This is a genomic window from Comamonas suwonensis, assembly GCF_012844455.2.
Taxonomy (GTDB): Bacteria; Pseudomonadota; Gammaproteobacteria; order Burkholderiales; family Burkholderiaceae_C; genus Comamonas; species Comamonas suwonensis.
Window position 1 is genome coordinate 141,317 of sequence record NZ_JABBCQ020000002.1, and the last position, 15,394, is coordinate 156,710.

The following is a 15,394-nucleotide window of genomic DNA, read 5'->3' on the forward strand; positions in this document are numbered from 1 at the left end:
ACTTGAGAGTGAATCAACTTCTCAAGCAGCGCCAGCGAACTGAATCACACCGCATTTGGTGAAGGCTAGTTTATTGAAGTACAAGCGCCAGACTTCACGAACTTGGGGAGTCAGCCCCCTCCCCCCCAGACACGGCTCATCGCTTATCTTTCACATAGGCATAGGACCGCACATACAACTAAGCACATAGATACGATCGAAGTCAACACCCACGATCAGCACCATCAACGCTAGTCAACCTCAGAAAAGTCGGCCTTGATTCGCAAAACACATGCACCTGGCATGAGTACGTCGCTCGTGACCCGCCAGGAAGGCCTATCGGCCAGTTTTGCTACTTACTTGGCGCAGACGAGCGGGACGGTGCGCTAGTCGCGACAGGAGCCTTCGAAGCGGTTTCGCCTGCATCGCAATTAGCCCCAGCCCGCGCCTAGATCGCCAAGCTGTAACGCACACGGAGCAAGAAGAACTTTGAGGACGAGATTCTCAAGGAAGCCGTGGAGGTCACCGCCGCAAAAAGAGAATTGCGCGCTCGCCCTTACTGCCCAAGGACAGCCAATGAAGTCTGTCGGCCTGCCATGACCTTGAGATACTGGCGTGGCGGGCTTGGGAGGATAAAAGGCTGCCGTGCGAGCCGTGCGCAAAATGCTTGCACAGGCTGCAGAACAACGCTTCGGCGCGGCCTATGACATCCCTATGGATAATCCTCAGCGGCAACGGCGATACCTTTATCGCACACGAGACGCGCACAGTTGCAAGGTCACTGGATATCAAGCCACCAACATTACCCATGCGCAGCCCACAAAGCAATGTGCATGACAGAGAGCGTCGTCACACCCTCAACGAGACCACATAAGCCGCATGGATCTGCGCGGTGCATCAGCCGTACCGGCGCAATTGGCACAGGAATTTGGGCACTTCAACGAAATCCATCCACGTTCGAGTTTGAAGCTGATGTTGCCCAGGGAGTCCAGAAGACGGCAGAACCCCTCTATCCACCAGGAACTGGATTGTTTCCAGAACTACCAGGAAAAAGATCACTGGCAGCGCCCCATCGACTGAGCGCCCTCTTCTAGCATCATCAAGCTCTGCCAGACTTCACAAAGCACCTGAGATCAGCTCCAGTTCATTGGCAGTAAAGCACGTTAACGTTTTGACAGTTTCCTGCAGCCGATGCGTTGTCACTTCTTGCAAGGAATCACCGACATTGAACAATGTAAACAGCACCCCTCCAAGCATTGGCACCAGAAAAAACAATACTGATGACGGTGAACCGCAGTAAAGGCTGCTTCAGCGAATCAAGCGCGTGTGAACACTTGGGGAGACCTCTTGTCGTGAGCGGCACGAAGGCCGCCTGCTTATCCGCTAGTTAAAGCAAGAACAATCTTTCTCACGACAAATACATTCTCAAAAATTAATGCAGTTTGCCTATTGCCAAAACATCTACACAAAATTACTTACCTTGCAGGTATTTCATAACGCCACAGGCAATATGCACACCCGATGACATGCATGCGGTCAGCAGATAACCCCCTGTAGGCGCCTCCCAGTCCAGCATTTCCCCAGCACAAAACACCCCAGGAAGCGCTGAGCACATGCCATGTTCATCCAGAGCTTCAAGACGCACGCCGCCCGCAGTACTAATGGCTTCATCAATAGGGCGCGGCGCATTCACCGTCAAAGGCACTGCCTTGATCGTTGCAGCTAAGCGTAAGGAATCTGCCATTCCATCTTTACCAAGAACTTCATACAGAAGACCGGCCTTGATGCCATCCAGACCCAACCTCCCTTTGAGGTGGCTACTGAGGCTGCGCGAACCCCGCGGGTGCATGACCTCTTTCAGCACACGCTCGGCGCTAAATTGCGGCAGCAAATCCAGCTCAAGCGTCGCATGCCCCTGACGAGCAATACAGTCCCGCAGCATGGAAGAAACAGCATAAATCAGGCTACCTTCCACCCCCGTCTGTGTCGCGACAAATTCACCCTGGCGCGCAAAGCGGGCGCCCTGGTCATCGGTGAATCGCAGAACCACAGGCTTGAAAGGCTGACCGGCAAAGCGCTGAACAAATAGGTCGCTCCAGCCTGCTGCACGCCCCCCTGCCCCACCCACATCAAAGCCACAGTTGGCTGCTTGCAGTGGCGCAAGATCTACACCCTGGCCTTCAAGCAACGGAGCCCATGCGCCATCAGAGCCCAGACGAGCCCAGCTTGCACCGCCGGCTGCCAGCACAAAAGCCTTACAGCTCACCTTAACCTTCGCATTTTCCGTCTGCAGCACGGGCTTTCCATCTGCATCCCAGCCCAGCCAACGATGGCGCATATGAAACTTGACCCCTTGGGCTTTCATACGCACCAACCAGGCGCGCAGCAGTGGCGCCGCCTTCATATCTGCGGGAAAGACTCGGCCCGACGTACCCACAAAGGTATCAAAGCCCAAGCTTGCAGCCCAGGCCTTCAATTCTTCTGCACCCCAATGCTGCAACCAGGGCGTCAACTCCTCAGTACGAGAGCCATAACGCGTGACAAAACTCGCAAACTCCTCTGAATGCGTGAGGTTGAGCCCTCCCTTGCCAGCCATGAGGAACTTACGCGCAGCCGAGGCCTTGGCCTCAAACACTCGCACAGACAAACCAGCCTGCGCCAACTGCTCAGCCACCATCAGCCCGGCAGGGCCTGCACCCACTACTGCCACATCACAGACCACTTCAGAATCGGCCACCAACGGCTCCGAGAAACTCATACTTCTATTACCTAATTCAACAGGCAGCCAACGGACTACCAAAGGCTGCGCAGAATACCACCGCAGGCATTTCTGCGATAAGACAGGCACTATTAACGTCATAGCTGCAAACAACCGCCACACAATGCAGCGGGAGATGAGTTTCTGTCACAATCAAGTCACTAGGCGGATACACCGTCAACCTTTTTTGATTCAAGAAAATCCAGGACTACAAATGGCTAGCGAATTGATCAAGCACATCACTGATGCAAGCTTTGAATCTGACGTACTGCAACCCGGCACTACGGTGCTGGTAGATTACTGGGCTGAATGGTGCGGCCCCTGCAAGATGATTGCACCCATCCTGGACGATGTGGCTGAAAGCTACAAAGGCAAGGTGCTGATCGCCAAGATGAACGTGGACGAAAACCGGGAAATTCCTGCCAAATTTGGCATTCGCGGCATCCCCACACTGATGCTGTTCAAGGATGGCCAGCTGGCCGCCACCAAGGTGGGGGCTTTGAACAAGACTCAGCTGTCGGCATTCCTCGACCAGCACATCTGATGTGCTCAGCAAACAGGGCTTCATTTGAGGCCCTGTTTGTTTTTGGGCTTGACCCCCAACATCTGCAGATCGCCCAAAGCAGGCAGCAGATGACAGGCCCTAAATAAATAGCTTGCAGGCTGTGCCGCTTTTCCTGTCATAATGGTTAAACCGCCGGCCACCGCATGGGACCGCGCTGGATTTTTCTTCAGGCAAGCCTGCCCACTTTCACAGTGTTTCGTTAGGCTCTACGCCTCCCCCCTGGTTATTCTCACTCCACGCTTGGAGTCATTTCATGCACCTTAATGAACTCAAGGCACTGCACGTGTCTGAAGTCTTGAAGCAGGCCGAAGCGCTTGAGATCGAAAACGTCGGTCGCATGCGCAAGCAAGAACTGATGTTCGCCATCATCAAAAAGCGCGCAAAAGCGGGCGAACAAGTTTTTGCCGACGGCGTGCTCGAAATTCTGCCCGACGGCTTTGGCTTCCTGCGCAGCCCCGACACAAGCTATACAGCCAGCACGGACGATATCTATATATCCCCTAGTCAGGTGCGCCGCTTCAATCTCCACACCGGCGACATGATCGAAGGCGAAGTGCGCATCCCCAAGGATGGCGAGCGCTACTTTGCCCTGACCAAGCTCGACAAGGTCAACGGCAACCCACCCGAACAAAACAAGCACAAGGTGCTGTTTGAAAACCTGACCCCTCTGTTCCCCAAGGAGCAGTTGCGCCTTGAACGCGACATCAAGGGTGAAGAAAACATTACCGGCCGCATCATTGACATCATTGCACCCATCGGCCGCGGCCAGCGCGCACTGATTGTTGCCCCTCCAAAGAGCGGCAAGACCATGATGATGCAGAGCATTGCTCACGCCATCACATCCAACTACCCAGATGTACACGTGATGGTGCTGCTGGTCGACGAGCGCCCCGAAGAAGTGACGGAAATGCAGCGCTCGGTCAAGGGCGAAATCATTGCCTCCACCTTCGACGAGCCCGCCACACGCCACGTTCACGTGGCCGAAATGGTTGTCGAGCGCGCCAAGCGTCTGGTAGAACTGGGCAAGGATGTGGTCATTTTGCTGGACTCCATCACCCGCCTGGCACGCGCCTATAACAACGTCGTGCCTTCGTCGGGCAAGGTGTTGTCGGGTGGTGTGGACTCCAACGCTCTGCAGCGCCCCAAGCGCTTCTTTGGCGCGGCCCGCAAGGTGGAAGAAGGTGGTTCTCTGACCATCATCGCCACAGCGCTGGTCGATACCGGCAGCCGCATGGACGAAGTGATCTTTGAAGAGTTCAAGGGTACAGGTAACAGCGAACTGCACCTGAACCGTCGCCTCTACGAAAAGCGCGTTTTCCCTGCCATCGAACTCAACAAGAGCGGCACACGCCGCGAAGAGTTGCTGCTGGCTCCCGAGATTCTGCAAAAGACGCGTATCTTGCGTCAGTTCATGTACAACATGGATGAGATCGAATCCATGGAGCTGATGATCAAGAACATGAAGGCGACGAAGAACAACGTCGAATTCTTCGACATGATGCGTCGCGGCGGTTAATAAATTGCCATATACGGGCTTTAGCCTGTATTAAACTCATCAGGCCCGCCACGTTATAATGGTGGGCTTTTTCTATTGCGGAAAGTACGCTTGATTAACCACTGCTACAAGGGTTGTAGCAGGTCAGGCACGGCTACCGCACTTGACCAAAGGAAGATCATGAAAGAAGGCATTCACCCTAACTACCGCGAAGTTCTGTTCGTGGACATGTCCAACGGCTTCAAGTTTGTGACCCGTTCGTGCGTGAACACCAAGGAAACAGAAAACTTCGAAGGCAAGGAATACCCCCTGTTCAAGCTGGACACGACTTCTGAGTCGCACCCCTTCTACACTGGCACACAAAAGTCGGTGGACAACATGGGTGGCCGCGTGGAGAAGTTCCGCAACCGCTTCGGCAAGAAGTAATTTTTACTTTTTCGCTGACAAAGGCAGCTCGGGCAACCGTGCTGCCTTTTCTTTTGAGGTCTGCTCCGCAGCGCCCTCAACGCTCCTATCATCGCAGCACCCTGCGCTTTATTTTCCAGCGCTACCGCTTGATCTGGCCGTGCAACTTTGCACCGCCGCTACTGGATTGATTGTGTGAACCAGCCCACACCCGCCATCGTTGCCCAAAGCGCTGTGCGCCGCCTGCCTCGCTGGGCATTGCTTTTGCTGTGCCTGGCCTACGTCATTCCTGGCTTTGTCATGCGTGGCCCCTGGCGCTCCAACGACATGGAGGCCTTTGGCTTCATGCGGGAGCTGGCTCTGGGCCACACCAGCTGGCTGGCACCCAAGCTCTCCGGCCTTTCCCCTAGCATGGATGGCCTGCTGCCCTACTGGCTGGGTGCCCTGTCGTTGCAAGGCTTTGGGTGGCTGATCGGGCCCGAGATGGCCACACGTCTGCCGTTTATTGCACTACTGGTTCTCACGCTGGGTGCTACCTGGTGGGGCGCCTACTACCTGGCCCGAACCCCTGGCGCACAGCCCGTTGCCTTTGCCTTTGGCGGCGAAGCACAGCTGATTGACTACTCCCGTGCCATGGCCGATGCGGCATTGCTGGCACTAGTCGCCACACTGGGGCTGGCCCAGCCATCCCATGAAACGACCAGCTACGTCACCCAGCTGGGCTGCACGGCGCTGGTCTTTTTTGCGGTGGCCGCCATGGCCTACCACCCCAACAAATCTGCTGTTGCACTTCTCATCGGCCTGCTGGGTCTGGCCCTGAGCGGCGCGCCTACCATGGCCATACTATTTGGTCTGGGCGGCAGTCTGATTGCCTTCACGCAGCACAGCTGGGGCGATAACCCCGGTCGCGCCCATCGTCAAGCCCGCATCTGGGCTGCGGCATGGCTGGCGGCCACGGTTCTGGCCGCCATGCTGACCACCGCCCTTGACCAATGGGTCTGGCACCTGGTGGATTCCGTCAGCGACCTGAGTGGACTGCTGCAGCTGCTGTTGTGGTTCTGCTGGCCCGCATGGCCGCTGGCTTTGTGGACACTGTGGGTCTGGCGCCGTCAGATTTCGTCGCCCCGCAAAAACGCTCATTTGTCCATTGCCTTGCTGTTTGCAGGAGTGCCCGTCGCCGCCTGCCTGAGCAGCACCCCCGCAGACCGCGCCCTGCTGCTCGGCCTGCCTGCCATTGCCACGCTAGCTGCCTTTGCACTGCCCACCTTCCGCCGCAGCATCAGCGCGTTAATTGACTGGTTTACGCTGCTGTTCTTCACCGTTTCGGCCATCGCCATCTGGGTGGTCTGGCTGGCATTTCAGACAGGATATCCACCCAAGATCGCCTCCAATATTGCGCGACTAGCTCCTCAATTTGAAGCAAGCATTTCCTGGATTTCAGTTCTGACTGCACTGATCGCCACAGCCAGCTGGTTTGCGCTGGTGGTCTGGCGCACCTCGCGCAATCGCGCCGCCATCTGGAAGAGTCTGGTTCTGCCTGCAGGCGGCGCCACGCTGAGCTGGGTGCTTCTGTCCACACTCTGGATCGCACCACTGGACCATGCGCGCAGCTATGAATTTCAGATGACCCAACTGGCCGATGAGATGCAAAAAGCACAGGCCACCGGCTGCGTGCTGACTTATGGTCTGGGTCGCTCGCAAATAGCAGCCGTGCGTTACTACACCCATGTAGATACCGCCCTGCTGCGCCACAACCCAACCGCCCCATGCAACTGGGCGCTGGTCGATGCCGACCGCTGGGCGGGCGACCACAATATCAAGCTGCGCCAGGGCTGGAATGAAGTGAGCCGTATCACCCGCCTGAGCGGCCGCAAGGAAGTGCTGATTCTGCTCAAGCGCACAGATTCCGCAGCTGTGCAATGAAGGGCGAGCTGCAACACATAGGCCGCCACGCCGGCACGGTGCTGGCTGGCCAGCTGGCCGTCATGGCCTTTGGCACCACCGACACCATTGTCGCTAGCCGCTATTCCGACGATGCGCTGGCCGCCCTGTCCGTAGGCTCCGCCATTTTCGTCAGCGTCTATGCCTCGCTCATGGGCATTTTTCAGGCCCTGCTGCCGCTGTGGGCAGAGCAACGCGGCGCAGGCCAGCCACTGGCTATTGGCCGGTCGCTGCGGCAGTCCATGTATCTGTGCGTGCTGGCCTGCATGCTTGGCATGGCCGTGCTGCTCATGCCCGATGCGCTGCTGCGCTGGACCGATGTGCCAGACGCGCTTCAGCACGAAGTCAAACGCTATCTGGCCGTACTGGCTTGGGGCTTGCCGCCAGCATTGCTGTTTCGCATTTACAGCGCACTGAATCAGGCGCTGGGCCACCCAAAGCTGGTCACCTGGCTGCAACTGCTTTCGCTGCTGATCAAGATACCGCTGTCCATCTGGTTCACATTTGGAGGCCTGGGCCTGCAGCCCATGGGCGCTGTGGGCTGCGCACTGGCAACGCTGCTGGTCAACTACACCATGTTTGCCATTGCCCTGTGGCTGGTGCGCGTGCAGGATTTTTATGAGCCACTGGCGCTCTGGACCAAGCTGGAACCACCAGACTGGAAACAACTCGGGTATTTCTGCCGTCTGGGCGTGCCCGCCGGGCTGGCCATTCTGGTGGAGGTGACCTCCTTCACGCTAATGGCCCTGTATGTGGCGCGCCAGGGCTCGCTCTCATCAGCCAGCCACCAGATTGCAGCCAATCTGGCCGCCATTCTCTATATGGTGCCGCTGTCGCTGGCCATTGCCACCAGCGCCCGCGTCAGCTATTGGCGCGGCGCGGGTGATGAAGCGCAGGCGCGCAGCCTGATTCAGCAGTGCTTCAAGCTCTCAGCCCTTATTGGAATTACGCTAGCAGCTACGCTTTTAATAGCTCGTGGCTTGATTGTGGACATTTACACAGACTCCCCCAAGGTGCTGGCTCTCGCCTCCTGGTTGCTGCTCTCTGTGGCCGCCTACCATATAGCCGACTGTGTGCAGACCTACTGTATCTTTGTGCTGCGCTGCTACCGCGTGACCGTGGCTCCGCTGCTCATTTACTGCGTGCTGCTCTGGGGCGGCGGCCTGGGCATAGGATACTGGCTGACCTACGAATGGCAGGCCGGCCCCGCCTGGCAAGACTGGCAGACCACGCCCATGCTGTTCTGGGCGTGCAGCGCTGCGGCTTTGTTTGTGACCGCCATTGCCTTCAGCAGCATTCTGTTCAAAGTGATTCGCAGCCCTGAATCAGTCCAGCCCGCCCAGTAGCGCTGAGTACTGAACCTCGCCTCGCTGCTCTTACCGAGAGAGCAGCGAGGCCGTAGCATCCGCACTGCTGGAACGCACCCGCGTCACCGGGAAGGTCACAGAAAATTCCGAGCCCTTGCCCATTGCGCTTGAAATGTGGAGCTTGGCGCCATGGCGCTGCAGCACATGCTTGACGATGGCCAGCCCCAGCCCCGTGCCGCCTGTATCACGCGAGCGGCTGCGGTCTACCCGGTAAAAGCGCTCCGTCAGGCGTGAGACATGCTTCTCGTCAATCCCCGGGCCTGAATCCTTGACGGAAAAGCGGGCCGTTCCATCATCCAGAATCTGCCAGCTCACATCAATCTGCCCACCCGCCGGGGTGTAGCGCATGGCATTGGCCAGCAAATTGGAAAATGCGCTGTGTAGCTCTGCACTGGCACCGGCGATTTCACCAGCATGCTTGAGCGCAGCTTCATCGGGGAAATTCAATACATGAGGCCTGACCTGCTTGCGCGTCAGGGCGTTAGACAGTCCGCGCGCCTCGTTCTCGCAGCGAGTAAGCAAGTGCGCCACCGACACCCAATCGTTATTGCTGGGCAGCGGGCTACCTTCCAGACGCGAAAGCGTGAGCAAATCTTCGACCAGATGCCGCATGCGCTCGGCCTGCTGGGCCATCAGCTCCAGATAGCGGTTGCGCTCATCTTCTTCCAACGGCAGGTTCTGCAGCGTTTCGACAAAGCCCGCCAGCACCGTGAGCGGCGTGCGAATTTCATGCGAGACATTGGCCACAAAGTCGCGGCGCATGGCCTCGGCCTGCTCTAGCGCAGTCACATCGCGCGCCAGCAGCAACTTTCGGCCTTCGCCATAACCATAAAGCTGCACAGAAAGGCGCACAGGCCGCGAAGGCGTACTTTCTCGCCCCTGCATGACCAAGTCATGCGTGAAGTCATGTGCAGCAAAGTAAGCGCTGAACTGCGGGTCTCGCACCAAGTTACCAATGCTTTGCAGCACATCACGCTTGGCATCAAAGCCAAACTGCTTGGCCGATATCTGGTTGCACCATTCAATACGGCCCTGCTCATCCAGCAACACCACGCCGTTGGGACTGGCCTGCAGAGCAGACAAAATATCATTCAGGCGCTGATCGCCCTGGTGCACCTGCTGCTCACCCTGGCGAATCCAGCGGCGCATACGCACACCGGCCTCGCCCCAGATGCCAGACAGATCAGGCGCAGCGCCCAGCTCTGACTGACGCAGCCAGCGCAGCAGCCGCGCGCCATTCCAACTATCAACCAGCCACCAGATCCAGCCACCCAGACAAAAGCCAGCCAGTACCACCATCACCTGCTGGGCCGGTGTCGCTTCTGGGTGAATGAGATAGACCCAGATCAGCCAGAGCACAAGGCCTGCGGCGATCTGAGAGGCTAAGAATCGAAAAGCACGCCATCCCATATTTGCTCTTTATTGTGATGTTTAGCCAAGGCTCGGAAAAACGCTGTCAACCCAGAGCCTGCGCGCTGAAACGGTAACCCGCACCGCGCACAGTTTCAATCAGCGCACCGGCCACGCCCAGCGATTCACGCAGGCGTTTGACGTGCACATCCACCGTACGTTCTTCAATAAAGACATGGTCGCCCCAGACCTTGTCCAGCAATTGGGCACGGCTGTGCACGCGCTCGGGGTGCTTCATCAGGTAATTGAGCAGCTTGAACTCTGTGGGGCCGATTTTGAGCAAATCGCCCTGCCAGCTCACGCGGTGGGCCGCTGCATCCAGCATCAGCTCGCCCATGCTGACCTTGTCCTGCACCTGCTCGGGCGCGCGACGGCGCAACACGGCGCGAATGCGGGCCAGTAGCTCCTGCGTGGAAAAAGGCTTGGTGATGTAGTCATCCGCACCGGCATCCAGACCGGCCACCTTGTCGGGCTCGTCGCCACGTGCCGTCAGCATCAGAATGGGCACGCCCTTGGTGCGGCTGTCGGCACGCCATTTTCGCGCCAGAGACAGGCCGCTGGCACCGGGCAGCATCCAGTCCAGCAAGATCACATCGGGCAGCACGGCATCCAGCTCACGCTGCGCCGAAACACCGTCTTCTGCCCACACGGGCTGGAAGCCGTTATGCCTCAGATTGACTGCGATCAGCTCTGCAATCGCAGGTTCGTCCTCAACGATGAGAACCATAGGCATCTTCTTCATCCCTCGGTTGCCTCCTGCTTACAGCACTGCCGATTCGATTTCGGCCATGGTCTGGTGGCGCACATCCTTGCCCTCGACCAGATAGATGATCAGCTCGGCCACGTTTTTGGAATGATCGCCAATACGCTCTATGGCCTTGGCGAGGAAGAGCAGGTCGAGACTGGCCGAGATGGTGCGTGGGTCTTCCATCATGTACGTGATGAGTTTGCGCACAAAGCCATCAAACTCTTCGTCGATCAGGTCATCTTCTTTCAGGATCGCTACCGCGGCCTTGGTATCCAGACGGGCAAACGCATCCAGTGTCTTACGCAACAGCTCTGAAGCCATCTGTGCCGCCATGCGCAGCTCTCCGCTGGGCAGCGAACGCGCTGCGCCGCTTTCAATGATGGACTTGACCATACGGGCCATCTTGCAGGCCTCGTCGCCCATGCGCTCCAGATTGGCCGTGGCCTTGGAGAAAGCGATCAGCAAACGCAAATCCCGCGCCGTGGGCTGGCGGCGGGCGATGATGGAAGACAGCTCATGGTCAATTTCGACCTCCATCCCGTTGACCTGCTGCTCGGTGCTGATGACCTGCTCCACCGTATCGAGGTTGAAGCTGGTCAGCGCATAGACGGCATTGCGGATCTGCGACTCGACCAGGCCGCCAAGCTCCATGACGCGGGCCGAGACGCGGTTGAGTTCCGCATCGAACTGGGTGGACAAATGTTTTTCTGTCATTGCTCTAATCCTTCTCAGTTTTTCGAGGTCTTAGCGACCGCTTTAGGCTCTTAACCAAACCGGCCAGTGATGTAGTCTTCTGTTTCTTTGCGCTCGGGCTTGAAGAACATTTTTTCGGTCTCGCCAAACTCCATCAGGTCGCCCAGGTACATATAAGCCGTGTAGTCGCTGCAACGTGCGGCCTGCTGCATGTTGTGGGTCACGATGACGACGGTGTAGTCGCTCTTGAGTTCCGCAATCAGTTCTTCAATCTTGGCCGTCGAAATAGGGTCCAGTGCCGAGCATGGCTCATCGAGCAAAAGTACTTCGGGCTTGATGGCAATGCCACGTGCAATGCACAAGCGCTGCTGCTGACCACCCGAGAGGCCAGAGCCGCTTTGTTGCAGCTTGTCCTTGACTTCATTCCACAGCGCCGCCTTGCGCAGCGCCCATTCCACGCGGTCGTCCATGTCGGAAGAGTTCAGGCTTTCAAACAGCTTCACGCCAAAGGCGATGTTGTCGTAGATGGACATGGGGAACGGCGTCGGCTTCTGGAACACCATGCCCACCTTGGCGCGAATCAGCGCCACATCTTGCTTGCTGGTCAGCAGGTTGTCGCCGTCCAGCAAAATCTGGCCTTCGGCGCGCTGCTCGGGGTACAGCTCGAACATGCGGTTGAAGGTACGCAGCAAAGTGGACTTGCCACAGCCCGAAGGGCCGATAAAGGCCGTGACCTTTTTCTCGGGAATGTCGAGATTGATGTTTTTGAGTGCGTGGAACTTGCCGTAGTAGAAGTTCAGGTCGCGCACAGCCAGCTTAACGTTGGAGGGAGCAGTGGTTGCAGTCATGATCGTGAACTTTCGAATTATTTTTGGCGAGTGATGTAGCGCGCCAGAATATTGAGACCCAGCACCGCCACGGTGATGAGAAGCACACCGGCCCAGGCCAGTTGCTGCCAGTTCTCATACGGGCTCATCGCAAATTTGAAGATGGTGACCGGCAGACTGGCCATAGGCTTGGTCATGTCGGCATTCCAGAACTGATTGTTCAGTGCGGTAAACAGCAGCGGTGCGGTCTCACCCGCAATACGGGCCACCGCCAGCAGCACACCGGTAATCACACCGGCCCGTGCGGCACGCAGCGTGACCATGATGATGACCTTCCACTTGGGCGTACCCAGTGCATAGGCCGCTTCGCGCAGGCTGGCAGGGACCAGCACCAGCATGTTTTCCGTAGTGCGAATGACCACGGGAATCACAATCAGCGCCAGCGCAATCACACCGGCGATACCGGAGAAGCTCTTGAGGCGTATCACCACTACGGTGTAGACAAACAGGCCGATCACAATCGAGGGAGCCGACAGCAGAATGTCATTCACAAAGCGGGTTGCTCCGGCCAACCAGCTCTTTTTGTCATATTCGGCCAGATAGACGCCTGCCATCACGCCGATGGGCGTGCCCACAAACGTAGCCAGCGCCACCATCATCAGAGAACCCCAGATGGCATTGGCAATGCCCCCTTCATCATTGGGCGGCGGCGTCATCTGCGAGAACAGCGCAAAGCTCAGACCGCCCACACCCTGGCGCACGGTTTCCCACAGAATCCAGACCAGCCAGAAGACACCAAACAGCATGGCCGCCAAGGACAGGGCCAGCGCCAGCAGGTTCATACGCTTGCGCTTGTCATACTTGGCCTGGCGCACGGCCGCCAGATCGGCGGCATTGAGCATTTTTGTGGAGGTCGAGCTCATGAGCGGGCTCCTTCATTCTTCTGCAGGCGATTGAGCAGCAGCTTGGACATGGCCAGCACCACAAAGGTGATGAAGAACAGCACCAGACCCAAATAGATCAGCGATGCCTGGTGGAGGCCTTCGCCCGCTTCCGCAAATTCATTGGCCAGCGCCGAGGTGATACTGTTGGCCGCTTCGAAGACGGACAACGAATTGAGCTGGTTCATGTTGCCGATCACAAAGGTGACGGCCATGGTCTCACCCAAAGCGCGGCCCAGGCCCAGCATGACGCCGCCCAGCACACCGGTCTTGGTATAGGGAAGCACCACTTTCCAGACCACTTCCCAGGTCGTGGAGCCCAGACCGTAGGCAGATTCCTTGAGCAGCGCAGGCGTGACTTCAAACACATCGCGCATCACCGAGGCGATGAACGGGATGATCATGATCGCCAGAATAATGCCGGCCGACAAAATACCGATACCCACGGGCGGGCCAGAGACAAAAGCGCCCAGATAGGGCACGCCGGTCAGCAGCGACTGCAGAGGCTGCTGCACATAGGTGGCGAGCACAGGGCCGAACACCATCAGGCCCCACATGCCATAAACGATGGATGGCACCGCAGCCAGCAGCTCAATGGCCGTACCCAGCGGGCGCTTGAGCCAGGCGGGCGACAGCTCCGTCAAAAACAGGGCAATGCCAAAGCTCACGGGCACTGCAATCAAGAGCGCGATGGCGGAAGTGGCCAGCGTGCCGTAAATCATGACCAGACCACCGTACTGGTCCTGCACGGGATCCCAGACGCTGCTGGTCAGAAAGCCCAGACCATATTGATGAATGGCGGGCCAGGCGCCCACAATCAACGAGCCCATGATGGCCACGAGCAGCACCAGCGTCAAAATCGCTGCGCTGCGCGCTAAGACACCAAACAGGCGATCCGCCAGACGACCCGACATCATCGGTGCTCGTGGCGGTGAGGGAGAGCGTCGCTTGGCGGCATCGGTAGAAGCAGCCAGCGAGCTGGAGGGCGACGTTGTGGACACGTGGGCGCCTTTATTCGCAAAGGTTGAAAGAAGCAGCAAAGGTGCCGTCCGGAACGGCACCTTGCCACTCACACATTACTGGGAAACGGCCTTGCCGGAAGTGTCCTTGATATTGTTCCAGGACTTGTAAATCACCGTCTTCACCGCTTCAGGCATGGGCACATAGTCCAGATCGGCAGCGGTCTTGTCGCCCTGCTTGTAAGTCCACTCAAAGAACTTCAGCGAGGTGGCGGCCTGAGCAGGCTTGTCTTGCGACTTGTGCATCAGGATAAACGTGGCCGAGGTGATGGGCCAGGCGTTCTTGCCAGACTGGTTGGTCAGGATTTGATAGAAGCTCTTGGCCCAGTCAGCACCGGCAGCAGCCGCCTTGAAGGTTTCGTCGTCAGGAGAGACATAGACGCCATCCTTGTTCTGCAGCTGCGTGAAGGTCATCTTGTTTTGCTTCACATAGGCGTACTCAACGTAGCCGATGGAGTTGGGCAGGCGACCGACGAAAGCAGCAACGCCTTCGTTACCCTTGCCACCCGCACCTGTGGGCCAGTTCACCGCCTTGCCTTCACCTACTTTTTCCTTCCACTCGGCGTTGACCTTGGAGAGGTAGTTGGTGAAACCAAAGGTGGTTCCCGAGCCATCAGCGCGGCGCACAGGGGCGATGGCGGCATCAGGCAGCGCCACACCAGGGTTCAAAGCCGTGATGGCGGCATCGTTCCACTTGGTGATCTTGCCTAGATAGATGTCACCCAGCACCTGACCCGAGAGCTTGAGCTGACCGGGAGCCACACCCTTGATGTTGACCACGGGCACAATGCCGCCAATCACAGTGGGGAACTGAACCAGACCCTTCTTGGTCAGCTCATCGTCTTTCAGGGGCTCATCCGAAGCACCGAAGTCCACGGTCTTGGCTTCGATCTGCTTGACGCCAGCGCTGGAGCCCACCGACTGGTAATTAATCTTGACGCCTGTGGCCTTGTGATAGTCAGCAGCCCACTTGGAGTACAGAGGAGCCGGGAAGCTCGCACCAGCGCCAGTGGCTTCCTGGTTCGCTTGGGCCATGCCACCTGCAGACAAAGCACCAGCCACCAGAACGTGAATCAAGGACAACTTCATGAAACGACCTCTTAGGGTTGAAAGATTCGATGGGTGAACTGTAAAAAGCTTTTATGACAGCGTCGTGACACATACATTTCAATACGCCGCCGAGTGAAACAGCAGTTTTTCGCGTCATGCAACCGTCATATTTCATTCGCAAAATTCTGCCCCTGCT

13 protein-coding genes and 1 pseudogene are annotated in these 15,394 nt (G+C 57.6%); 6 read left to right on the top strand and 8 right to left on the bottom strand.

The genetic code is table 11. The annotated features are described in order from the left end of the window. The first annotated feature begins 138 nt into the window (after nucleotides 1–138). Nucleotides 139–1,059, top strand: a pseudogene (locus HF327_RS22445) (transposase). Nucleotides 1,060–1,450: 391 nt separating this feature from the next. Here the strand turns inward: HF327_RS22445 and HF327_RS02805 are convergent. Next, a complete protein-coding gene (locus tag HF327_RS02805; protein WP_169106799.1) occupies nucleotides 1,451–2,737 on the bottom strand; it encodes a TIGR03862 family flavoprotein in 1,287 nt (428 codons plus the stop codon). Between the two features lie 214 nt (nucleotides 2,738–2,951). Here HF327_RS02805 and trxA point away from each other — a divergent pair, with 214 nt between their 5' ends. The 5 genes from trxA to HF327_RS02830 all read left to right on the top strand — a co-directional run bounded on the left by trxA (nucleotide 2,952) and on the right by HF327_RS02830 (nucleotide 8,489). Beyond that, nucleotides 2,952–3,281: a thioredoxin TrxA gene (gene trxA, locus HF327_RS02810; RefSeq protein WP_169106800.1), complete on the top strand. Its 330-nt coding sequence runs from the start codon at nucleotides 2,952–2,954 to the stop codon at nucleotides 3,279–3,281. 274 nt (nucleotides 3,282–3,555) lie between these two features. Beyond that, on the top strand, nucleotides 3,556–4,818 hold the full coding sequence (gene rho, locus HF327_RS02815; protein ID WP_099736419.1) for a transcription termination factor Rho: 1,263 nt from the start codon (nucleotides 3,556–3,558) through the stop codon (nucleotides 4,816–4,818). A 159-nt stretch (nucleotides 4,819–4,977) separates the two neighbouring features. Continuing rightward, nucleotides 4,978–5,223, top strand: a complete 246-nt coding sequence (locus HF327_RS02820; RefSeq protein ID WP_099736418.1) for a type B 50S ribosomal protein L31 — start codon at nucleotides 4,978–4,980, stop codon at nucleotides 5,221–5,223. A 174-nt stretch (nucleotides 5,224–5,397) separates the two neighbouring features. Continuing rightward, entirely contained in the window at nucleotides 5,398–7,125 is a 1,728-nt protein-coding gene (locus tag HF327_RS02825; protein WP_169106801.1) for a hypothetical protein, read from the top strand. Then, nucleotides 7,122–8,489, top strand: coding sequence for an MATE family efflux transporter (locus HF327_RS02830; RefSeq protein WP_169106802.1), 1,368 nt, complete (start codon nucleotides 7,122–7,124; stop codon nucleotides 8,487–8,489). The genes HF327_RS02825 and HF327_RS02830 overlap by 4 nt, the downstream gene beginning before the upstream one ends. A 30-nt stretch (nucleotides 8,490–8,519) precedes the next feature. Here the strand turns inward: HF327_RS02830 and phoR are convergent, their stop codons facing one another. The 7 genes from phoR to pstS form a co-directional block, all read right to left on the bottom strand. Next, nucleotides 8,520–9,920, bottom strand: a complete 1,401-nt coding sequence (gene phoR, locus HF327_RS02835; RefSeq protein WP_169106803.1) for a phosphate regulon sensor histidine kinase PhoR — start codon at nucleotides 9,918–9,920, stop codon at nucleotides 8,520–8,522. A gap of 46 nt (nucleotides 9,921–9,966) precedes the next feature. Next, complete coding sequence (phoB, locus tag HF327_RS02840; protein WP_099736414.1) at nucleotides 9,967–10,662, bottom strand: phosphate regulon transcriptional regulator PhoB; 696 nt, start codon at nucleotides 10,660–10,662, stop codon at nucleotides 9,967–9,969. Nucleotides 10,663–10,680: 18 nt separating this feature from the next. Continuing rightward, the gene (gene phoU, locus HF327_RS02845) at nucleotides 10,681–11,382 is read right to left on the bottom strand and encodes a phosphate signaling complex protein PhoU (protein ID WP_099736413.1); all 702 of its coding nucleotides are present in this window, start codon (nucleotides 11,380–11,382) and stop codon (nucleotides 10,681–10,683) included. Between the two features lie 50 nt (nucleotides 11,383–11,432). Beyond that, complete coding sequence (gene pstB / locus HF327_RS02850) at nucleotides 11,433–12,209, bottom strand: phosphate ABC transporter ATP-binding protein PstB (protein WP_099736412.1); 777 nt, start codon at nucleotides 12,207–12,209, stop codon at nucleotides 11,433–11,435. Nucleotides 12,210–12,226: 17 nt separating this feature from the next. Beyond that, nucleotides 12,227–13,111, bottom strand: coding sequence for a phosphate ABC transporter permease PstA (pstA, locus tag HF327_RS02855; protein ID WP_169106804.1), 885 nt, complete (start codon nucleotides 13,109–13,111; stop codon nucleotides 12,227–12,229). Further along, entirely contained in the window at nucleotides 13,108–14,046 is a 939-nt protein-coding gene (pstC, locus tag HF327_RS02860; RefSeq protein ID WP_099736410.1) for a phosphate ABC transporter permease PstC, read from the bottom strand. The genes pstA and pstC overlap by 4 nt, the downstream gene beginning before the upstream one ends. Before the next feature lie 159 nt (nucleotides 14,047–14,205). Further along, nucleotides 14,206–15,237, bottom strand: a complete 1,032-nt coding sequence (gene pstS / locus HF327_RS02865; RefSeq protein ID WP_169106805.1) for a phosphate ABC transporter substrate-binding protein PstS — start codon at nucleotides 15,235–15,237, stop codon at nucleotides 14,206–14,208. Nucleotides 15,238–15,394 lie beyond the last annotated feature (157 nt).